At 40.7% G+C, this 17,074-nt stretch carries 13 protein-coding genes; 6 read left to right on the forward strand and 7 right to left on the reverse strand.

Going from position 1 to position 17,074, the window contains the following annotated elements:
- Positions 1-34: 34 nt before the first annotated feature.
- The 3 genes from IAE20_RS02135 to asd all read right to left on the reverse strand — a co-directional run bounded on the left by IAE20_RS02135 (position 35) and on the right by asd (position 4,131).
- A complete protein-coding gene (locus IAE20_RS02135) occupies positions 35-1,360 on the reverse strand; it encodes a hypothetical protein (RefSeq protein WP_200481539.1) in 1,326 nt (441 codons plus the stop codon).
- Positions 1,361-1,422: 62 nt separating this feature from the next.
- Entirely contained in the window at positions 1,423-2,880 is a 1,458-nt protein-coding gene (locus tag IAE20_RS02140; protein ID WP_200481538.1) for a FimV family protein, read from the reverse strand.
- 132 nt (positions 2,881-3,012) lie between these two features.
- On the reverse strand, positions 3,013-4,131 hold the full coding sequence (asd, locus tag IAE20_RS02145) for an aspartate-semialdehyde dehydrogenase (RefSeq protein WP_200481537.1): 1,119 nt from the start codon (positions 4,129-4,131) through the stop codon (positions 3,013-3,015).
- 180 nt (positions 4,132-4,311) lie between these two features.
- On the opposite strand from asd, the gene IAE20_RS02150 reads away from it, so the two are divergent.
- Positions 4,312-5,424: an endonuclease/exonuclease/phosphatase family protein gene (locus IAE20_RS02150; protein WP_200481667.1), complete on the forward strand. Its 1,113-nt coding sequence runs from the start codon at positions 4,312-4,314 to the stop codon at positions 5,422-5,424.
- Positions 5,425-6,268: 844 nt separating this feature from the next.
- Positions 6,269-7,570 carry a glutamate/aspartate:proton symporter GltP gene (gltP, locus tag IAE20_RS02155; RefSeq protein WP_200481536.1) on the forward strand — a complete coding sequence of 434 codons (1,302 nt, stop codon included), beginning with the start codon at positions 6,269-6,271 and terminating at the stop codon, positions 7,568-7,570.
- A gap of 48 nt (positions 7,571-7,618) precedes the next feature.
- On the opposite strand, the gene IAE20_RS02160 is transcribed toward gltP, so the two are convergent.
- The 4 genes from IAE20_RS02160 to IAE20_RS02175 all read right to left on the reverse strand — a co-directional run bounded on the left by IAE20_RS02160 (position 7,619) and on the right by IAE20_RS02175 (position 12,484).
- Complete coding sequence (locus IAE20_RS02160) at positions 7,619-8,734, reverse strand: glycosyltransferase family 4 protein (RefSeq protein ID WP_200481535.1); 1,116 nt, start codon at positions 8,732-8,734, stop codon at positions 7,619-7,621.
- Between the two features lie 32 nt (positions 8,735-8,766).
- Positions 8,767-9,702 (reverse strand): lauroyl acyltransferase, encoded by a 936-nt coding sequence (locus tag IAE20_RS02165; RefSeq protein ID WP_200481534.1) that lies wholly within the window; start codon positions 9,700-9,702, stop codon positions 8,767-8,769.
- Positions 9,703-9,808: 106 nt separating this feature from the next.
- Complete coding sequence (locus tag IAE20_RS02170; protein ID WP_200481533.1) at positions 9,809-10,441, reverse strand: LysE family translocator; 633 nt, start codon at positions 10,439-10,441, stop codon at positions 9,809-9,811.
- 138 nt (positions 10,442-10,579) lie between these two features.
- Positions 10,580-12,484, reverse strand: a complete 1,905-nt coding sequence (locus IAE20_RS02175; protein WP_200481532.1) for an ATP-binding cassette domain-containing protein — start codon at positions 12,482-12,484, stop codon at positions 10,580-10,582.
- A gap of 34 nt (positions 12,485-12,518) precedes the next feature.
- Here IAE20_RS02175 and IAE20_RS02180 point away from each other — a divergent pair, with 34 nt between their 5' ends.
- The 4 genes from IAE20_RS02180 to topA all read left to right on the forward strand — a co-directional run bounded on the left by IAE20_RS02180 (position 12,519) and on the right by topA (position 17,051).
- Positions 12,519-12,764: a SlyX family protein gene (locus IAE20_RS02180; RefSeq protein ID WP_200481531.1), complete on the forward strand. Its 246-nt coding sequence runs from the start codon at positions 12,519-12,521 to the stop codon at positions 12,762-12,764.
- A 46-nt stretch (positions 12,765-12,810) separates the two neighbouring features.
- Positions 12,811-13,830, forward strand: coding sequence for a hypothetical protein (locus IAE20_RS02185; RefSeq protein WP_200481530.1), 1,020 nt, complete (start codon positions 12,811-12,813; stop codon positions 13,828-13,830).
- Between the two features lie 92 nt (positions 13,831-13,922).
- A complete protein-coding gene (locus IAE20_RS02190; RefSeq protein WP_200459284.1) occupies positions 13,923-14,372 on the forward strand; it encodes an ammonium transporter in 450 nt (149 codons plus the stop codon).
- A gap of 33 nt (positions 14,373-14,405) precedes the next feature.
- Positions 14,406-17,051 (forward strand): type I DNA topoisomerase, encoded by a 2,646-nt coding sequence (topA, locus tag IAE20_RS02195; protein WP_200481529.1) that lies wholly within the window; start codon positions 14,406-14,408, stop codon positions 17,049-17,051.
- Positions 17,052-17,074 lie beyond the last annotated feature (23 nt).

Genomic DNA, 17,074 nt, shown 5'->3' on the forward strand with positions numbered 1-17,074 from the left:
TCTAAACAGACTGCTTATGGTAGAACGATCTTTTTTAAGATGCTATTCGATTTAGTAAGTTTTTTGAAAGCTCACGTTGTTCGGCGTTAAAGACTGCTTCATTTTTAGCCAATAATATTCGTGCTGAATCATAAGCACCTAATTCAATATATTGGTTCGCCAGATTTAGATCTAATTGAGCTTCGTTGATCTGTGCAAGTTCAGGAAAGGACTGAACCAGTGGATCATTTAAATCAAATGAAGACGATGTTGTAGAGAGTTGTGAGTTTGCTTCTGTGAGTGGTTCACTTGCTTGATCAAAAGATAAAGTAGGTGTTACGGTTGTTTCTAACTGTGCTGGAGTGGATTCTAGCCCTAACTGGTCAAATTTAAATTCAGGTAAACCGTCTGCTGTATCTTTTGTTTGGCTTTCAGTAAGTTCATTTGCAGGTTCTAATGACGGTTGTGTAACAAAATCCAGATTGGAGAAATCTAGGCTTACTTCAGTCGATTCAGTTTCAGCTGGAGATGTCTGAGGAGGAGTAATCTCAATATTTTGTATAGTTTCAATATGACTATTTGAAACTTCTCTAGGCTCCAGAGTTAAAGAAAACTCCGTATGAGGGCTTTGACTTTCAGAAAGTGGTTCTGGAGAAGCTGGTGTTTGTTCTACTACTTTTGCTGTTTGATCAAAAGCAAAATTAAATTCTAATGCTTCAATTTCAGCAGGATGGTCTTTTTTGATTTCAGTAGAATCAGCGACTAAAGTAGTTGTTTCACTATTTTGTTCTGAAGGCTGAACCAATGCATCAAAATCCGCATCACTGACCACTTTGCGAGCAGTAAGTGTTTCCTGAGCTGATTGAGATGCATTAAAGTCAAAACTATTTGAAGAAAACTCAATCGAATCTGGTTGTTTTTGTTGTTCATACTCGCGTTTTTTTGCTTCTGCCTGCATGACAATATCTTGTAAATCAAGTGCGCGCAGATGGGTGATCAGTTGATCAATCGCAAACTCATCTTTTTGTAGAATATGAATATCGAGAAGATGTAAGTAGAGACCGTGTTGTGAATTATCCCGATTTAAAGCCTGATTAATTTGTGCTTCTGCGGTGGAATAATTACCAGTTTGTATTAAAGAGACAATTTTTTTATGCAAATCCTCAGCGACAGGAGTAGTCTTTGTCTGCTCAGCAATAATGGTTGGCGTAACTTCACGAGACTCGCTACGAGGGCGACTTGCCGTTTTTCCAGCAGTTTTTTTGCCCTTTTTCTTTGCACTGACTTTATTTGCCGGTTTTTGCTCTTCTTTACTGGCTTCCCGTTTTTTTAAAACAACCGCAATCACTAATAAAATAATAAACGGAATCACATACAACATGCTTCTACCCCTTCAAGCATAAGTCTTTTTTGACTCAATCAAATATCTATATGCGAATAACTTTAATGTAGTGGCTTTTTAGCATTTTCTCGCTCTTTTAACTGTTGCTGTAATTGTGCCAGACGAGCATTTAAAAGCTGGATTCTTTGATCCTTTTGATTGAGAGCCAGTTCCATTTCAGTGACGCTTTGCTGTAATTTAACGGTTTTTTCTCGTGCTGTCATAACTTTTAATGACAACTCAGCAGTGCTTTGATCCTGTTTTGTGCTGTGTTTCGCGCTTCCTTGAGTAGAATCTTGTTCATTGTCTGCAACTAAGCTCATTTCTGCCTGATTGAGTCGATACTTTGCACGTCCTGATGCTTGTGTTGAGCTGGATGGAGCTTTGATTTCAGCTGTTTTTTGTGAATTTTGATGCACGGCTGCAGAAAGGTTGAGGGCAACACCTTGTCTTAAACGATTGACGTCACCCTGAATAAACGCATGGCTGTTTTGTGCTTTAATTTGCTGCATAACTTGTGAAATAGGTTGATTTGTTTGCGTCGCAATTCGATTCGCGATACTCCATAACGACTCATTACGTTGCACGATATGCTGTTTTTCAGCAGAAGCTTTTACGTCTTCAGTCGTTTTGTCATTTATTTTGGAAGCATTATTCTTTGCTAGCGCTTTTTCTGGACGAGACTCTGGTACTTTCTTGGGTAAAGGAGCGTTTGTTTTTTCTTTGGCTATTTCAGTATCCTGTTTTACAGGCTGAGTAGAGAGAGGCGGAGCTTGTACACTACTTTGTGGAGCGACATTAGATACGCTTGCGCCATTGGGTTGCAAAGTTTCTTTTATTTTTAAATGTGCGGGTGGAGAAAGCTCAGTGGCTTGTGCTTTTACTTGTTTTTCTGGTGCACTAACTATCGCTGTTTGTAATGTTGGTGGTGGAGTTGTATTAATGGCTAGTGCTTGAGAACGATCTGCGACTAACCCAGTATTCGAAGTGGAAGTCGTTTTAGGTGTTTCAACGGCTGGAGTCGTATTTACACCAGAATAACGCGTACTCTCAGGTAAATTGAGAGCAATATCTTTTTCACTCACAATGAATTTGGGAGTGAGTGGTTTTTCATTTGCCGTTTGTAGTGCAGGGACCGCTTTGCGATTAATTGATTGTTTAATATGCTGTAATCGCGCGCCATTGCCTTCCTGAATTTTAAGTACAATATCGAGTTCAGGTTGGGTAAAGGGTCGAGAAGAAGTAATGACAATAACACCTGTACCTTGCCCATTGCGCCGTGCAAAAAAATTCAATTGAGCGGGTGGCTGATGAGCAATTCCTAAACCCATCAAATCCTCAGGTGTTGCCAGACTGACCTGTAAATTTGAGGACACATCGGCCTGACTGAAATTCATTTCAGCATACAGCAAATCTCCAGGAGCGGACATGATTTGTAGGGGCTCAAGCGTTATCGCATGTAAAGTCTGCGTCGCAAGAATGGTCAGAATCGCAATTTTTAATTTGTTATAGACAGTCATCTCGTTCCATGAAGCAAGAGTAAAGCGGTCAGGTAATACAATACCCAGATGTTATCCGAATGTAAAACTTTTACAGAAGAAGTACATAAAAAAGCCGATCATGCGATCGGCTTTTTCACTTAAATAGTGATCTTAAGCATTTTTATATTCAATCAAAATACGTAGCATGCGACGTAGCGGTTCTGCTGCGCCCCAAAGAAGCTGATCACCGACAGTGAATGCGCCTAAATATTCTTTACCCATATTAAGCTTGCGCAGACGACCTACAGGAACAGAAAGAGTACCCGTAACTGCCACAGGGGTTAAATCAGTCATGGAGGCTTCGCGTGTGTTTGGTACAACTTTTGCCCATTCGTTGGACTGACGAATCATATCTTCGATTTCATCCAGTGGAGCGTCTTTTCTGAGCTTGATAGTGAGTGCTTGTGAGTGACAACGCATTGCACCAATACGCACACAGTGACCATCAATAGGAACAATTTGCGAATTACCTAAAATTTTGTTGGTTTCCGCCTGACCTTTCCATTCTTCTTTGGACTGACCATTTTCAAGCTGTTTGTCGATATACGGAATTAAAGAACCTGCAAGCGGTACACCGAAGTTTGCTTTAGGAAAGCCTTCACCGCGCTGTAAATCTGCAACACGACTATCAATATCTAGAATGGCTGACTTAGGATCATCTAACAATTCTTTAGTATTGTTATATAAATAACCCATACCTGTGAGTAGTTCACGCATATTTTGTGCGCCTGCACCTGATGCAGCTTGATAGGTCATGGCGCTCATCCATTCCACCAAATTGTTTTGGAAGAGTGAACCTAAGCCCATTAGCATCAGGGAAACTGTACAGTTACCGCCTACAAAAGTTTTAGTGCCTTTAACTAAACCTTCTTTGATGACTTGAGCATTGACTGGATCAAGTACAATGATGGCATCATCTGCCATACGCAATGTCGATGCAGCGTCAATCCAGTAGCCATTCCAGCCTTCAGCTTTGAGCTTTGGAAATACCTCTGACGTATAATCACCACCTTGACAGGTAATAATGACATCCATTTGCTTCAGACTCTTAATGTCTGTCGCATCCATAAGTGCTGGGGCAGTTTTACCACCAAATGAAGGGGCTTCACCACCTGCATTACTGGTAGAGAAGTAAAATGGCTCAAAATGAGCAAAATCATTTTCTTCAACCATACGTTGCATAAGGACGGAACCAACCATCCCGCGCCAACCGACCAGACCTACTTTCATGTCACTTTGCCTCGGTGCGTTAAAAAATGTAAAAGGGGGCTTGAGTGTATCAAAAGCGACCGCAACTGCAAGTATTATCCAATTAAAACATTCTGTTTATTGTGAGTAAATTTATGAATGTGCTACATAAGAACAATAAAATTGAAAAATTGGTAAAACCCATGCTGGAGTCAGTCCTTGATACTATTTATTGAAGTGTGCGCCGTACTCGTCATTTGGCTGACTTTCTGGTCGCTCATTCCACGTGATGAATGGTGGATTCGGGGTGCTGATTTTCCTCGCTTGCAAATATTAGCTGTGGGAGTGATCGCACTGCTGTTTTTATTATTTTGGGATGCTCCGTGGAATCTTATACGAGAGCTGATTGTATTAGGTTTGATTGCAGCGCTTGCTTATCAGTTAAAAATGGTATTGCCTTATACCTTTATCTGGAAAAAGCAAGTTAAGCAGATTAAGCCTGAACAATTCAATCCAGATCAGCAAATCTCTTTATTAGTTTCCAATGTTTTGACTCCAAATGATCAATATCATTTATTGATTGAGCAGATTCAACAGCTAAAACCCGATCTGGTATTGACTCTGGAAACTGATCAAACATGGCAAAATGAGTTAACGATTATAGAGGCAGATTATCCTTATCGGGTTCCGGTTCCATTAGATAATTTGTATGGCATGCATTTATATAGTCGATTGAAACTGCAAGATACTGAAGTTAAATTTATCTTAAGTGATGAGATTCCATCGATTCATACCACGGTGATTTTACCAAGCGGTTTAGCCGTTCAGCTTTATTGCTTGCATCCAAAACCACCAAGTCCAACTGAAGCAAAAGATTCGACCTTGCGTGATGCTGAACTCTTGTTGGTGGGCGATCAAATCAAGGATTTGGATCAGAGCTGTATTGTAATGGGGGATCTCAATGATGTTGCCTGGTCACGCACCACACGCTTATTTCAAAGAATTAGCGGTTTGCTTGATCCTCGAGTAGGGCGTCATTTTATCAATACTTTTCATGCTGATTATCCTTTATTACGTTGGTCACTGGATCATATCTTTCATAGTACCGATTTTGCCTTAGTCAAAATGAAGCGTTTACCGAATGTGGGGTCTGATCATTTTCCCGTTTATGTGGTATTACAAACGGGGCGGATTTTTGAACAGATACAAGAGGAGTTGACAGAGACTCAAGACGACCATGAAGAAGCTCAGGAGGCGATTAAGGAAGGGATTAGTAAGGCGGAGAAAGAGGAAAAAATCGTGACGGATGACATTGCGCAGGCTTATAAAACCTAAATACTGTTGTAAGCAATTGCTTACATTAAATGCGGTCTTGAGCGAATAGCCAGTCAAGTTCCCAGAAGGTATTCTATCTTCATCGGCACAGGAATTGGGAATGGAATATCCCCACTATGGAAGACTAAGCCGAAGGATGAACATCAAGGATTTGATGACGCTAGGGAAGCAACTTTTAAAATAACAAAAATTACTGAAAGCACAACCTCATTTGCCCGAGTTTTGCAGGATGCAGAACTCGGGTTATGATTTTTTAAGATCGACAATGAACAATTTTCTCCCTTTATATATCATTCAAAAATTTAAGATTTATAGGGTCAATTTGACTATTTAGCACGAAATGCTTTGCATAATTTTGGCCTTATATACTGAAATTGAGTGCGAAATTCAGAATTTTAACCTAATAAAATGGTATGAATTTTAGGGCTTAATGTCTGTTATTTATTCATTTATTCGTTTTTTTATTACAGTAATGGTTTCTAAATAAGCAAGTTTTGATTAATAAAACTACAGAGTTGCTCTTTTTTTCATATTACCAATTCAGCCTTGTTTTATTTTTGAACAGTTAAAAATTTTTAAATATATAAAAAATATAAATATATTTTTAATAGGAGGCGCTTTGTTTGACTTTCTACTGGTTTAGTATTGTTAAATAATAAAATCTCTCTAGAATGTGCCGATCATTTATCGCTCGTTGTCCGTAGAACCTGAAAATTGAGCTGATGGGTTAAGGGTTAGAGCTCATCTCGGATCAAAAAGGAATTTTACGAACTCATTGTTTGTTATAGAGCGCATCTACTCTCCTGTTCTTATATCGTGCTTTTTGAGCACAAAGGATTGTCTTATGAAGAACTTTAAAATTAGCCTTGCATGGCAAATTTTAATTGCTTTGATCCTTGGTGTGGTTGTCGGGGCTATTTTACACAACCAACCAGAAATAAAAGACGCTGCGGTTAATAATATTTTAAAACCTTTGGGTCAGATTTTTATTAGCTTGATTAAAATGATTGTAATTCCAATCGTTTTTTCTACGCTTATTTTGGGTATTGCTGGTGTTGGTACAACCAAAAGTCTGGGAAGACTTGGTTTTAAAACAATTCTATATTTTGAAATCATTACCACAATTGCGATTATTGTCGGTTTAGTTGCAGCAAATATCTTCCAACCAGGTGCTGGCGTAGATATGTCCGCTTTGGTGAAAACAGATATTTCGCAATATCAGCATACCACTCAAGAAGTTGAATCGCATTCACATGGCATTATCCAAACCATTTTATCGTTGATTCCAACGAATATTATTAGTTCAATGGCACATGGTGAAATGTTGCCTGTGATTTTCTTTGCGGTATTGTTCGGTATTGGTTTGTCATCACTACCAACGACGACCAAAGAGCCACTGTTGCATGTATTTCATGCGGTGTCTGAAACGATGTTCCGTGTCACGCATATTATTATGAAATATGCACCAATCGGGGTATTTGGTTTAATCGCAGTGACCGTCGCGAATTTTGGTTTTACCTCGTTGATCCCACTCGGTAAGTTGGTTGTTCTGGTGTATGCCACTATCTTTTTCTTTGCTTTTGTTGTGTTAGGGATTACTGCAAAATTATGCGGTATTAATATCTTAACGTTGATGAAAATTCTCAAAGATGAATTGATTCTGGCTTATTCAACTGCCAGTTCAGAAACGGTTCTACCGCGTATTATGCAAAAAATGGAAGCCTATGGTGCGCCCAAAGCCATTACTAGCTTTGTGATTCCAACAGGTTATTCATTTAATCTGGACGGTTCAACCCTTTACCAAAGTATTGCTGCGATCTTTATCGCACAGCTGTATGGGATTGATCTTTCATTATATCAACAGGTAATTTTAGTCATTACCTTGATGATTACCTCTAAGGGAATTGCAGGTGTGCCAGGCGTTTCTTTTGTCGTGTTATTGGCGACTTTGGGCAGCGTAGGCATTCCACTTGAAGGTTTGGCCTTTATTGCGGGTGTTGACCGGATTCTGGATATGGCACGTACGGCGCTCAATGTGGTAGGTAATGCATTGGCTGTATTGGTGATTAGTAAATGGGAAAAAGTCTACGATGTAGATAAAGCCAAAGCCTATGAAGCCAGTTTAAATCAGCCCGAAGCCGGTTAGGCATCTGTGCACGGATATAAAAAAAGGAAGCATAAGTGCTTCCTTTTTTTATTTGAGTTTGTTCTGATCCAATACGAACTGATACAGTTTAATCGTCTCATGACACATCTCATCCAGACTAAACTTAGTTACAGGTTCAACATGTTGTGGATGATTAATATGCTGTTTAACGGCATCAAATAAGGCTTCACGATCATCTACCCCGATCAAACCTTGCGGATAGAGGTTTGATAAAATTTCAGCAACACCGCCTCTATTCCAGCCAATGACAGGCGTTCCAACTGATAATGCTTCAAGTGCAGTCCGCCCAAATGTTTCAGCCTGATTGGATAGAGACAGCACAATATGACTTAATGCTAGCCATTCACGAATTTCTGATGTATGCCCCACAAAGGTAATTTTATTGCGTAGCCCACGATTTTGAATCGTTGCTTCAAGTTCATCTAGATAGGCTTTCTTTTTGGGATCTGCGCCACCCACCACAATGGCGTGTACATCTGGATAATCTGCTTGTAATCGTTCAATCAACTCAATCAGGGTTTCATGTCCTTTGAGCCGTGTAATTCGTCCTGGTAAGCAAATCAAGAACTTATTTTCCAGTTGTGGAAATAACGTATATTGATGATTGATCCATTGACCAGAAGGCTGATAACCATGCGGAAAGGCTTTGGGATCAATGCCACGATAGATGCGAACAATATCTTTTGGGGGACAGTTTTTATAGTGGTCGGTAATATATTTCACGACACTGTCTGAGACTGCAATCACTTTTTCGGCTTGGGTCATAATCGCACTATAGCGGTTGACCGAATAAAAACCATGTACGGTGCTAATGAGATGTGGGCGCTTCTGTACTGGAATGCCGCGTAATGCAAAGTGTGTCAACCACGCGGGTACGCGTGAACGTACATGTACAATATCTGGCTGATATTGCTCAATTATTTTACGTAATGGCCGAATTTGCCAAAGACTGGATATTGATTTTTTATGAATTGCCAATTGTCGGTGAGTAGAGCCTTCAGCTTCTAACTGTGCAACTAGGCGTCCACCATTGGATATCACCAGAGATTGATGACCTCCTGCAACCAGAGCACGTGCAATTTCAAGTGTGCCACGTTCAACGCCACCACTGTTCAGTTCGGGAAGAAGCTGCATCACTTTCATGCTCAGATCTCAACTGTTTTCATTCTGGAATATTAATAAATGTTCTCGTAACCATCTGGACGAGTTTTAAAGCGGCGATGAAACCACATATATTGAGTTGGCGCAATACGCAGTTGATTTTCAATAATTTTATTTACTCGCGTTGCATCATCAATTTCATCATCACTCGGCATATTTTCAACTGCTGGTTCAATTAAAACATGATATTGGGGATTACGAATATCGCCGTGACGATAAAAATACAAAGGGACTGCTGCTGCTTTCGAAATTTTTAGCAAACGCCGATGTGCGGTTACTGTTGCAGCGGGGATGCCAAAAAAAGGTGCCATCACTCCCTGTTTGAGCCCAAAATCCTGATCGGGGCTGTACCAAATGGCATCGGTATCTTTTAGTTTACGAATCAGTCCACGCATATCATCATGATCAATCTGATGCTTATAAATCGTGGCACGACAACGGTAAATCAACATATCAAGTAGGGGGTTATTTTGTGGTCGATAAACCACATCGGGTTCAAAATATTGGGAGCAGATATACCCCCCAGCATCTAGCAAGGTGCTATGAGTGCCGAGCAATAAAATCCCCTGACCGTTGGCTTTTGCATGGGTGATATGTTCAAGACCTTCAATACTAGAACGGCCTTTAAACCACTGCGGTGAGTACCAAGCATTGAGTGTTTCAAACACGCCGACCATCATGTCGACAAACACTTGTCTGGCGTGCTGTTCAACTTCTTGTTGAGACCATTCTGGAAAACAGACTTCCAGATTTCGAAGCGTAGTCTTGCGTCTGGATTTTAAGTATTTCCATGCCAGATTTCCCATAGCATGTGCCAGACGCCATTGAATCGCCCAAGGCAAAATCGCCAATATCATTAAAAAAACAATTGTAACCCAGATGCCCCAATACTTGGGCAATAGAAAAGACCACTGAAATTCACCGGGCGTATAAGTGTGTTGCTGACTCATGCTTCTTTAGGAGTGAAAAAAGTAATTTAATATGACAGCAGTGTAACATGAACTTATTTTTTAACTTATAAGGTATTGGAGAAAATATCGTAGAGTGAGTTTCCTATTAACGCCGGTGCTCTAGAAGGATACGCACAGCAAGCGAGGCTAGAACTGTTCCCATTAACCACCTTTGTAACTGTGCCCAAAGCGGTTTCCTTTGTAAGAAAAGCGCAATGGTCCCTGCTGAAAAAACGATGAGAGCATTCACAGTAACACTGACAAAAATCTGGATCATCCCGAGCTGAATAGACTGAAACAGAATACTGCCTTGGTGTGGATGAATAAACTGCGGCAATAATGATAAATACATGATGGCAATTTTAGGATTCAGTAAGTTGGTGACGAAACCCATTACAAATAATTTGACTGGAGAATCAATTGATAAATCTTTGATGTCAAAAATCGGTGCAGCTTTGGGTTTCAACGCTTTCCATGCTAACCAGAACAAATAAAGTGCGCCAGCGATGCGAATCGTGTCATAAGCATAAGGCACAGCAACAATCAGCGCCGTGATGCCGAGTGAAGCGCATAACATATAAAATACAAAACCAAGTGCAACACCAGCAAGCGAAATAAAGCCCGCAGTTTTTCCCTGACAAATTGAACGTGAGATTAAATAAATCATATTAGGGCCAGGCGTTAGTACCATAGCCAGACTGATCAAGGCAAAAGCGATCGCTTGAGAAAGGGTTAGCATGTTTATTTTACTCACGCTTTATACTTGTAAATAATTTGGTAGTTATAGATTGAAGAGAACAAGCCTGCAAATATTATTTTTAAAATAAATGAGCAAAACCTCCCGATGTTAAGGCATGGGAGGTTTCCAAGGGAAAGATTAAATTCCTTTACTTAAATTTTCTAGCTCGTCCCAACGTTCCAGTTTTTCAAGTAAAAGTTCTTCAATTTCAGCCAGACGCTGACTGGCTTGAGTCGCCGCCGCAGCATCTTTGATGAACCATGAACCATCGGCCAGTTTGTTTGAAAGATCTGCTTGTTCTGTTTCCAGTTTTTCCATTTCAGCAGGCAGTTGTTCAAGTTCACGCTGGTCTTTGTAGCTGAGTTTTACTTTTTTTGCAGGAGCAACTGAGTTTGCAGCTTCGGCTTTTGCTTGAGCCTTTTTCACCTCAGATTTTTGATCAACCACAGTCTGATTTGGGCGCTGGAGTAGGTAGTCCTGATAACCACCGACATATTCTTCAATGCCACCTTTGCCATCGAATACCCACGTTGAGGTCACGACATTGTCCATGAAAGCACGGTCATGGCTAATTAAGAGTAAGGTGCCTTTATAGTCAGCCAGCATTTCTTCGAGTAATTCTAAAGTGACCATATCCAGATCGTTGGTGGGTTCATCCATTACGATCAGGTTCGATGGTTTGAGCAAGAGTTTAGCAAGTAATACACGATTGCGTTCACCGCCAGAAAGTGCTTTAACTGGAGTACGTGAGCGCTCAGGTGAAAACAGGAAATCTTGCAAATAACTATAAATATGACGGCGCTGACCATTTACATCGACAAAGTCTGAACCTTCGGAAACATTGGCCATCACTGATTTTTCCAGATCCAATTGATTGCGCAATTGGTCGAAATACGCCACTTCTAGCTGAGTTCCTGTTTTGACCGTTCCTTCATGGGCAATGTCACCTAAAATGGCTTTAATGAGCGTGGTTTTACCGACACCATTATCGCCGACCAAACCAATACGGTCACCGCGTAATACCACCGCAGAAAAGTCATGGATTAAAGGCTGAGCATCATAGCTCACACTTAAATGTTCAATATCAAAGACCAGTTTGCCAGAGCGTTGCGCATCTTGCACACCCATATTAACTTTGCCTTGCTGAAAGCGACGTGCTTTAGATTCTTCACGTAAGGTTTTTAAAGCACGAACTCGTCCTTCATTACGAGTACGGCGTGCTTTGATGCCCTGACGAATCCAGGCTTCTTCTTCAGCCAGTTTTTTCTCAAACAAAGCATTTTGCTTTTCTTCTGCTTCAAGCTGTTGCGCTTTTAAATCAAGATAACGTGAATAATTACCTTCATAACTACGCAAGATGCCTCGATCCAGTTCTACGATACGAGTTGCAAGACGATCAACAAATGAACGGTCATGCGAGATAAATAATAACGTTAAATTATTTTGTTCAAGTAAGAATTTCTCTAACCATTCGATACTTTCAACATCCAAATGGTTAGTTGGTTCATCAAGAAGTAAAATATCTGGTTGGGTTAACAGGGCACGTGCTAGCAATACACGGCGTTTACGTCCGCCAGACAAATCTGCAAGGTCTGCATTGGGATCCAGTCCCATTTTTCCTAAGATGGTATTGACCTTGTTTTCCAATGCCCAGCCATCAAGTTGATCAAGTTTATGCTGTAAATGGCCCATACGGTCACAGGCTTCCATATTGCCGAGTACACATGCATCACTGGCTTCATGGTATTCTTTAAGCACTGTTGCAGCTTCACCTGCGCCATCGGCGACGATATCGGCAACTTTACCCGAATCCATTGGAACATCCTGCGCGAGCATGGATACGGTTAAGCCATTTTGAATAGAAACTTCGCCACGATCGGGCAATAAACTTCCCTCAATCAACTTAAGTAAAGTAGACTTGCCTTCACCATTACGGCCGATCAAACACACTCGTTCGCCACGCTCCAATACAAAGTTCGCGCCGTCGAGGAGGGCGGGTCCACCAAATGCCAGTTGGACATCCCTTAAAGTAATATAGGCCATAATGTTTTCCAAAATCCCAAATGAGGAGAGTTAAATGACTAAACCAACAGATTATGATGATCATGCGTCATTTTCCGCACCCATTGAAGATTTGCAAGTCCGAATTGCATTTTTAGATGATTTAGTTGAACAATTAAATACTCAGTTGGCGCTTCAATCTAAGGAAATTGTTGATTTAAAAAAACAAATGCAATTATTGTATCAACGGGTTGAGGCAACTGATTTGTCAGAGGGTATTGCACCGTTTGACCCTTTAAGTAACAAACCACCCCATTACTAATTTGTATTTCGTTCTCATTAAATGTTGAACCAAAGTGATTTGCACCATGAAAAATGTTGTTTTAATTGATCTTGAAAGAAATCCACTGCACGCTAAAACGCTACGCACTTATGTTGAAAATGATCAGTTGGTTTACCTATTTAATTTAACTGGTCAATTTGATTATGCTCTAGAAGATATGACTGAGCTTGCGGGCTGGATCACTTCAGGCGTGGTCATGATTCTGGATGTACCCGTGATTTCCAGAAAAGAATTTGAATATGCCATGATTGCTGGACAATTGTTGGCACTTACAGAAGAAAATATTGAAATTGAATTAATTTCAAAAAATAAAGAGATTCAGTTGTTTATTGAAATATTGCAAAATTCAGGTCGTCAAGTTCATCTGCATCGCGTGAACAAGCACAACAAAATTGAATCCGAATATTGTTTACCGACATTCGCAAGTTTTCAGACTCAGCCCATATTGCAACAGATCAAAAAATATTGTGATGCTCTAGCAACCATGAAAGGTTTGCCAGCAACCCTTGACGGCTTACAAAACTCTATTGGCAATATTTTGAAAATTTCAGGCGAACAAGTTTCACAGATGGTTGCCATGTTGATCAATTTAAAAATTATTAGACGTGATACTTCACAATTGAGTTTCCGTAAGAAAATTTTAAAACAATGGATCAAGCTTGATTTAAATCAGCATGAAAAGCATGAGCCGAGGTCTTCTAATGAAATCTCTCAAACAGCCACAATAGGGAAAAAATCTGCTGTAGCAATGCCACAAGTTGTAGTGGGCGATGTCGATACCATCATGCAATTTTTACAACAACAGCAACCTGTTACAGATGGCCCATTTCCCCCTGAACTGGATGAATTGCAATGGCAGGTGTTACAAAAACTTGATGAACTTCAACACAATCGGCCCAAAGATATTTTTAGTTTAAGGGATTGCTTACACGATTGGTTTCCTAAAGCTGATATTCAAATGCTCATGAAATCATTACTGGATAAAGGCTATATTCAACTCGATGACGACCAGTTACATTATACGGCGCAAATGGTGATTCATTGATTTTAGAGAATAAAAGCACCATTAATAATGAAAAACTTGCGTTTTATGTTGTGCTTATGCAAATCTAATAATAGAACACGACAGGGTTAGGTATGGAACATTTAGGTTTATGGGTGGCGATCATTATCGTCGTTTTTGTTTTAGGCTCAATTTTTGGCTTGCGTATCAGTCCACGCGAAAAAGCTTTGGGATTGATGCGAGACAAAGCACGTAAAATGGGTTTGCATCCTCGCTTGGTCGTTGCACCTGAATGGACAAAAATCCCAAAAGCAACCGAAAATCGTGCCAGTATGGTCGCCTATTATAGTGTATTGATTCCAGAGGCACGACTTCCTTTAATGCGAGCTCGTGTGGCAGATGGTCAATTGAATGTTATTGAGGGTAATCAGAAATTTAATGATTCTCCCATTGCATTAAAAGGGATTTATGCTATTGATATGCAGGCAAACTGTGTGGGTTTGTATTGGGATGAAGAAATGGATCTCAAAGCAACACAACTTGAAGACATGAAAGCATATTTACTAAAGCTTGCTACTGTCTAACTCTTTATTTATCAACAGGAATAACGGTTTATTATGGCGAATGCCCCTCGATCCACAAACAAAAAAAGCACTTCAGCAACTTCAGAGTCTGCTGCAAACAAACGTGCCTTAGTGATTGTGGAGTCGCCTGCAAAAGCGAAAACCATCAACAAATATTTAGGCTCACAATATATTGTAAAGTCTTCAGTAGGTCACGTGCGTGATTTACCAACAGGTGGTTCAGCTAAATCTAGTGAAAAGAAACCAGCAACCCGTGCCAAATTGACTGCCGAAGAAAAAGAGCAAAAAGCGCAAACGGCGCTCATTAACCGTATGGGTGTAGATCCTGAACATGACTGGAAAGCACATTATGAAGTGTTGCCAGGCAAGGAACATGTCGTTGCAGAGCTTAAAAAACTGGCTTCTCAGGTGGATGAAGTTTATCTCGCAACGGACTTGGACCGCGAAGGAGAAGCAATTGCTTGGCATTTAAAAGAAGTGATTGGCGGGGACGAGAGTCGCTATCAACGTGTGGTATTTAATGAAATTACCAAAAATGCAATTCAGGAGGCTTTTAAGCATCCTGCGCGTTTAGATACGAATAAGGTTAATGCACAACAGGCACGTCGTTTTCTGGATCGTGTTGTGGGCTTTATGATTTCGCCTCTACTTTGGGAAAAAATTGCGCGTGGTTTATCCGCAGGACGAGTTCAATCGGTAGCTGTTAAGCTAGTTGTTGAGCGTGAACGTGAGATTCGTGCTTTTATTCCAGAAGAATATTGGCAGATTTTTGCAGATACCCGCTCTAAAAAAGAAGACATTCGTCTGGAAGCATTTAAGCAAGCGGGTAAAACCTTAAAGCTGAGTAATAAAGACGAAACTGATGCGGTCCTGAATATTCTTAAAGATGCAGAATATAAAGTCGCACAACGTGAGGATAAGCCTACCAAGGTCAATCCAAGTGCGCCGTACATTACTTCGACTTTACAACAGGCGGCAAGTACACGTCTTGGTTTTTCTGTGAAAAAAACCATGATGTTGGCACAGCGTTTATATGAAGGCGGTTTTATTACCTATATGCGTACCGACTCCACTTTTTTAAGTGATGATGCGGTCAATATGGTTCGTGATCATATTCAGCAAAATTATGGTCATAAATATGTGCCTGCCAAACCAAATCGTTATGGAAATAAAGCAGGTGCGCAAGAAGCGCATGAAGCGATTCGTCCGTCGAATGTAGCACTGACTGGTGATCAGCTTGCGGGCATGGAACGTGATGCACAGCGCTTATACGATTTAATTTGGCGTCAGTTTGTTGCGTGTCAAATGACGCCTGCGGAATATTTATCCTCTACGCTTACTGTTGAAGCCAATAATGTGGAGTTACGTGCTAAAGGCCGTACCTTGGTATTTGATGGTTTCACCAAAGTGCGTGGTGCTAACAAATCAGATGATGATGTCTTATTACCTGCTGTGAAAGTAGGTGAGCTCCTTAAACTAGAAAAACTTGACCCAAGTCAACATTTTACCAAACCTCCTGCACGTTTTACTGAAGCCTCATTAGTTAAAGAACTGGAAAAACGTGGGATTGGTCGTCCGTCTACCTATGCCGCTATTATTTCTACGATTCAAGATCGCGGTTACGTGAAACTGGAAAATCGGCGTTTATTTGCAGAGAAGATGGGAGAAATTGTTACCGATCGTCTGGATGAAAGTTTTAATAACCTGATGAATTATGCTTTTACGGCTGATTTGGAAGGTCAATTAGACCGAGTGGCCACAGGTGATCGTAACTGGAAAGAGTTGCTGGATAGTTTCTATGGTGATTTTAAAAATCGTTTGAATACTGCCGCCAGTGCTGAGGGCATGCGTCGAAATCAACCTATTGAAGTGCCAGATGTGGCATGTCAGTTGTGTGGCCGTCCAATGCAGATTCGTACAGGTACTACAGGTGTATTTTTAGGTTGTTCTGGGTATAACTTGCCACCGAAAGAGCGTTGCAAAGGAACATTAAACCTTACTCCAGTCGAATCTTTGGCGGCTTTTTCTGATGATGATTCAGCAGAAACAGCAGATTTGATGGCGAAACATCGTTGTTCAAAATGTGGTACTGCAATGGACAGCTATGTGATTGATGGTGGTCGCAAATTACATGTCTGTGGTAATAACCCTGACTGTGATGGCTATGAGGTCGAAGAAGGCGAGTTTAAGATCAAGGGTTACGATGGCCCTACTATCCCATGTGACAAATGCGATGGTGAAATGCAATTGAAAACGGGTCGTTTTGGGCCTTACTTTGCTTGTACCAGTTGTGACAATACCCGTAAAGTTCTGAAAAATGGACAACCTGCGCCACCGCGTGTTGATCCAATTAAAATGGAACACTTACGTTCTACCAAACATGACGACTATTTTGTATTACGTGATGGTGCAGCGGGTTTATTTTTGGCCGCCAGTAAGTTTCCGAAAATTCGCGAAACTCGTGCGCCGAAAGTCGCAGAACTTCGTACTGTCGCAGATCAACTCGATCCAAAGTATCAGTATTTGCTTCAGGCCCCTGATGTTGATCCAGAGGGCAATCCGACTCTGATCAAGTTTAGCCGTAAAAATCAGTCACAGTATATTGGGTCTGAAACAGCTGAAGGTAAACAAACAAAATGGAGTTTGGTTTATCAAAATGACAAGTGGGCTGAAGTTTAATAGAGTAAAAATGCGAGCATAGC

The sequence above is a fragment of the Acinetobacter sp. S54 genome, from assembly GCF_016624945.1.
GTDB lineage: Bacteria > Pseudomonadota > Gammaproteobacteria > Pseudomonadales > Moraxellaceae > Acinetobacter.

Excerpts from the sequence above, each read along its gene's own strand:
- IAE20_RS02135 (WP_200481539.1), bottom strand. The coding sequence starts at position 1,360 with ATGTTGTATGTGATTCCGTTTATTATTTTATTAGTGATTGCGGTTGTT.
- IAE20_RS02140 (WP_200481538.1), bottom strand. The coding sequence starts at position 2,880 with ATGACTGTCTATAACAAATTAAAAATTGCGATTCTGACCATTCTTGCG.
- asd (WP_200481537.1), bottom strand. The coding sequence starts at position 4,131 with ATGAAAGTAGGTCTGGTCGGTTGGCGCGGGATGGTTGGTTCCGTCCTT.
- gltP (WP_200481536.1), top strand. The coding sequence starts at position 6,269 with ATGAAGAACTTTAAAATTAGCCTTGCATGGCAAATTTTAATTGCTTTG.
- IAE20_RS02160 (WP_200481535.1), bottom strand. The coding sequence starts at position 8,734 with ATGAAAGTGATGCAGCTTCTTCCCGAACTGAACAGTGGTGGCGTTGAA.
- IAE20_RS02165 (WP_200481534.1), bottom strand. The coding sequence starts at position 9,702 with ATGAGTCAGCAACACACTTATACGCCCGGTGAATTTCAGTGGTCTTTT.
- IAE20_RS02170 (WP_200481533.1), bottom strand. The coding sequence starts at position 10,441 with ATGCTAACCCTTTCTCAAGCGATCGCTTTTGCCTTGATCAGTCTGGCT.
- IAE20_RS02175 (WP_200481532.1), bottom strand. The coding sequence starts at position 12,484 with ATGGCCTATATTACTTTAAGGGATGTCCAACTGGCATTTGGTGGACCC.
- IAE20_RS02180 (WP_200481531.1), top strand. The coding sequence starts at position 12,519 with ATGACTAAACCAACAGATTATGATGATCATGCGTCATTTTCCGCACCC.
- IAE20_RS02185 (WP_200481530.1), top strand. The coding sequence starts at position 12,811 with ATGAAAAATGTTGTTTTAATTGATCTTGAAAGAAATCCACTGCACGCT.
- IAE20_RS02190 (WP_200459284.1), top strand. The coding sequence starts at position 13,923 with ATGGAACATTTAGGTTTATGGGTGGCGATCATTATCGTCGTTTTTGTT.
- topA (WP_200481529.1), top strand. The coding sequence starts at position 14,406 with ATGGCGAATGCCCCTCGATCCACAAACAAAAAAAGCACTTCAGCAACT.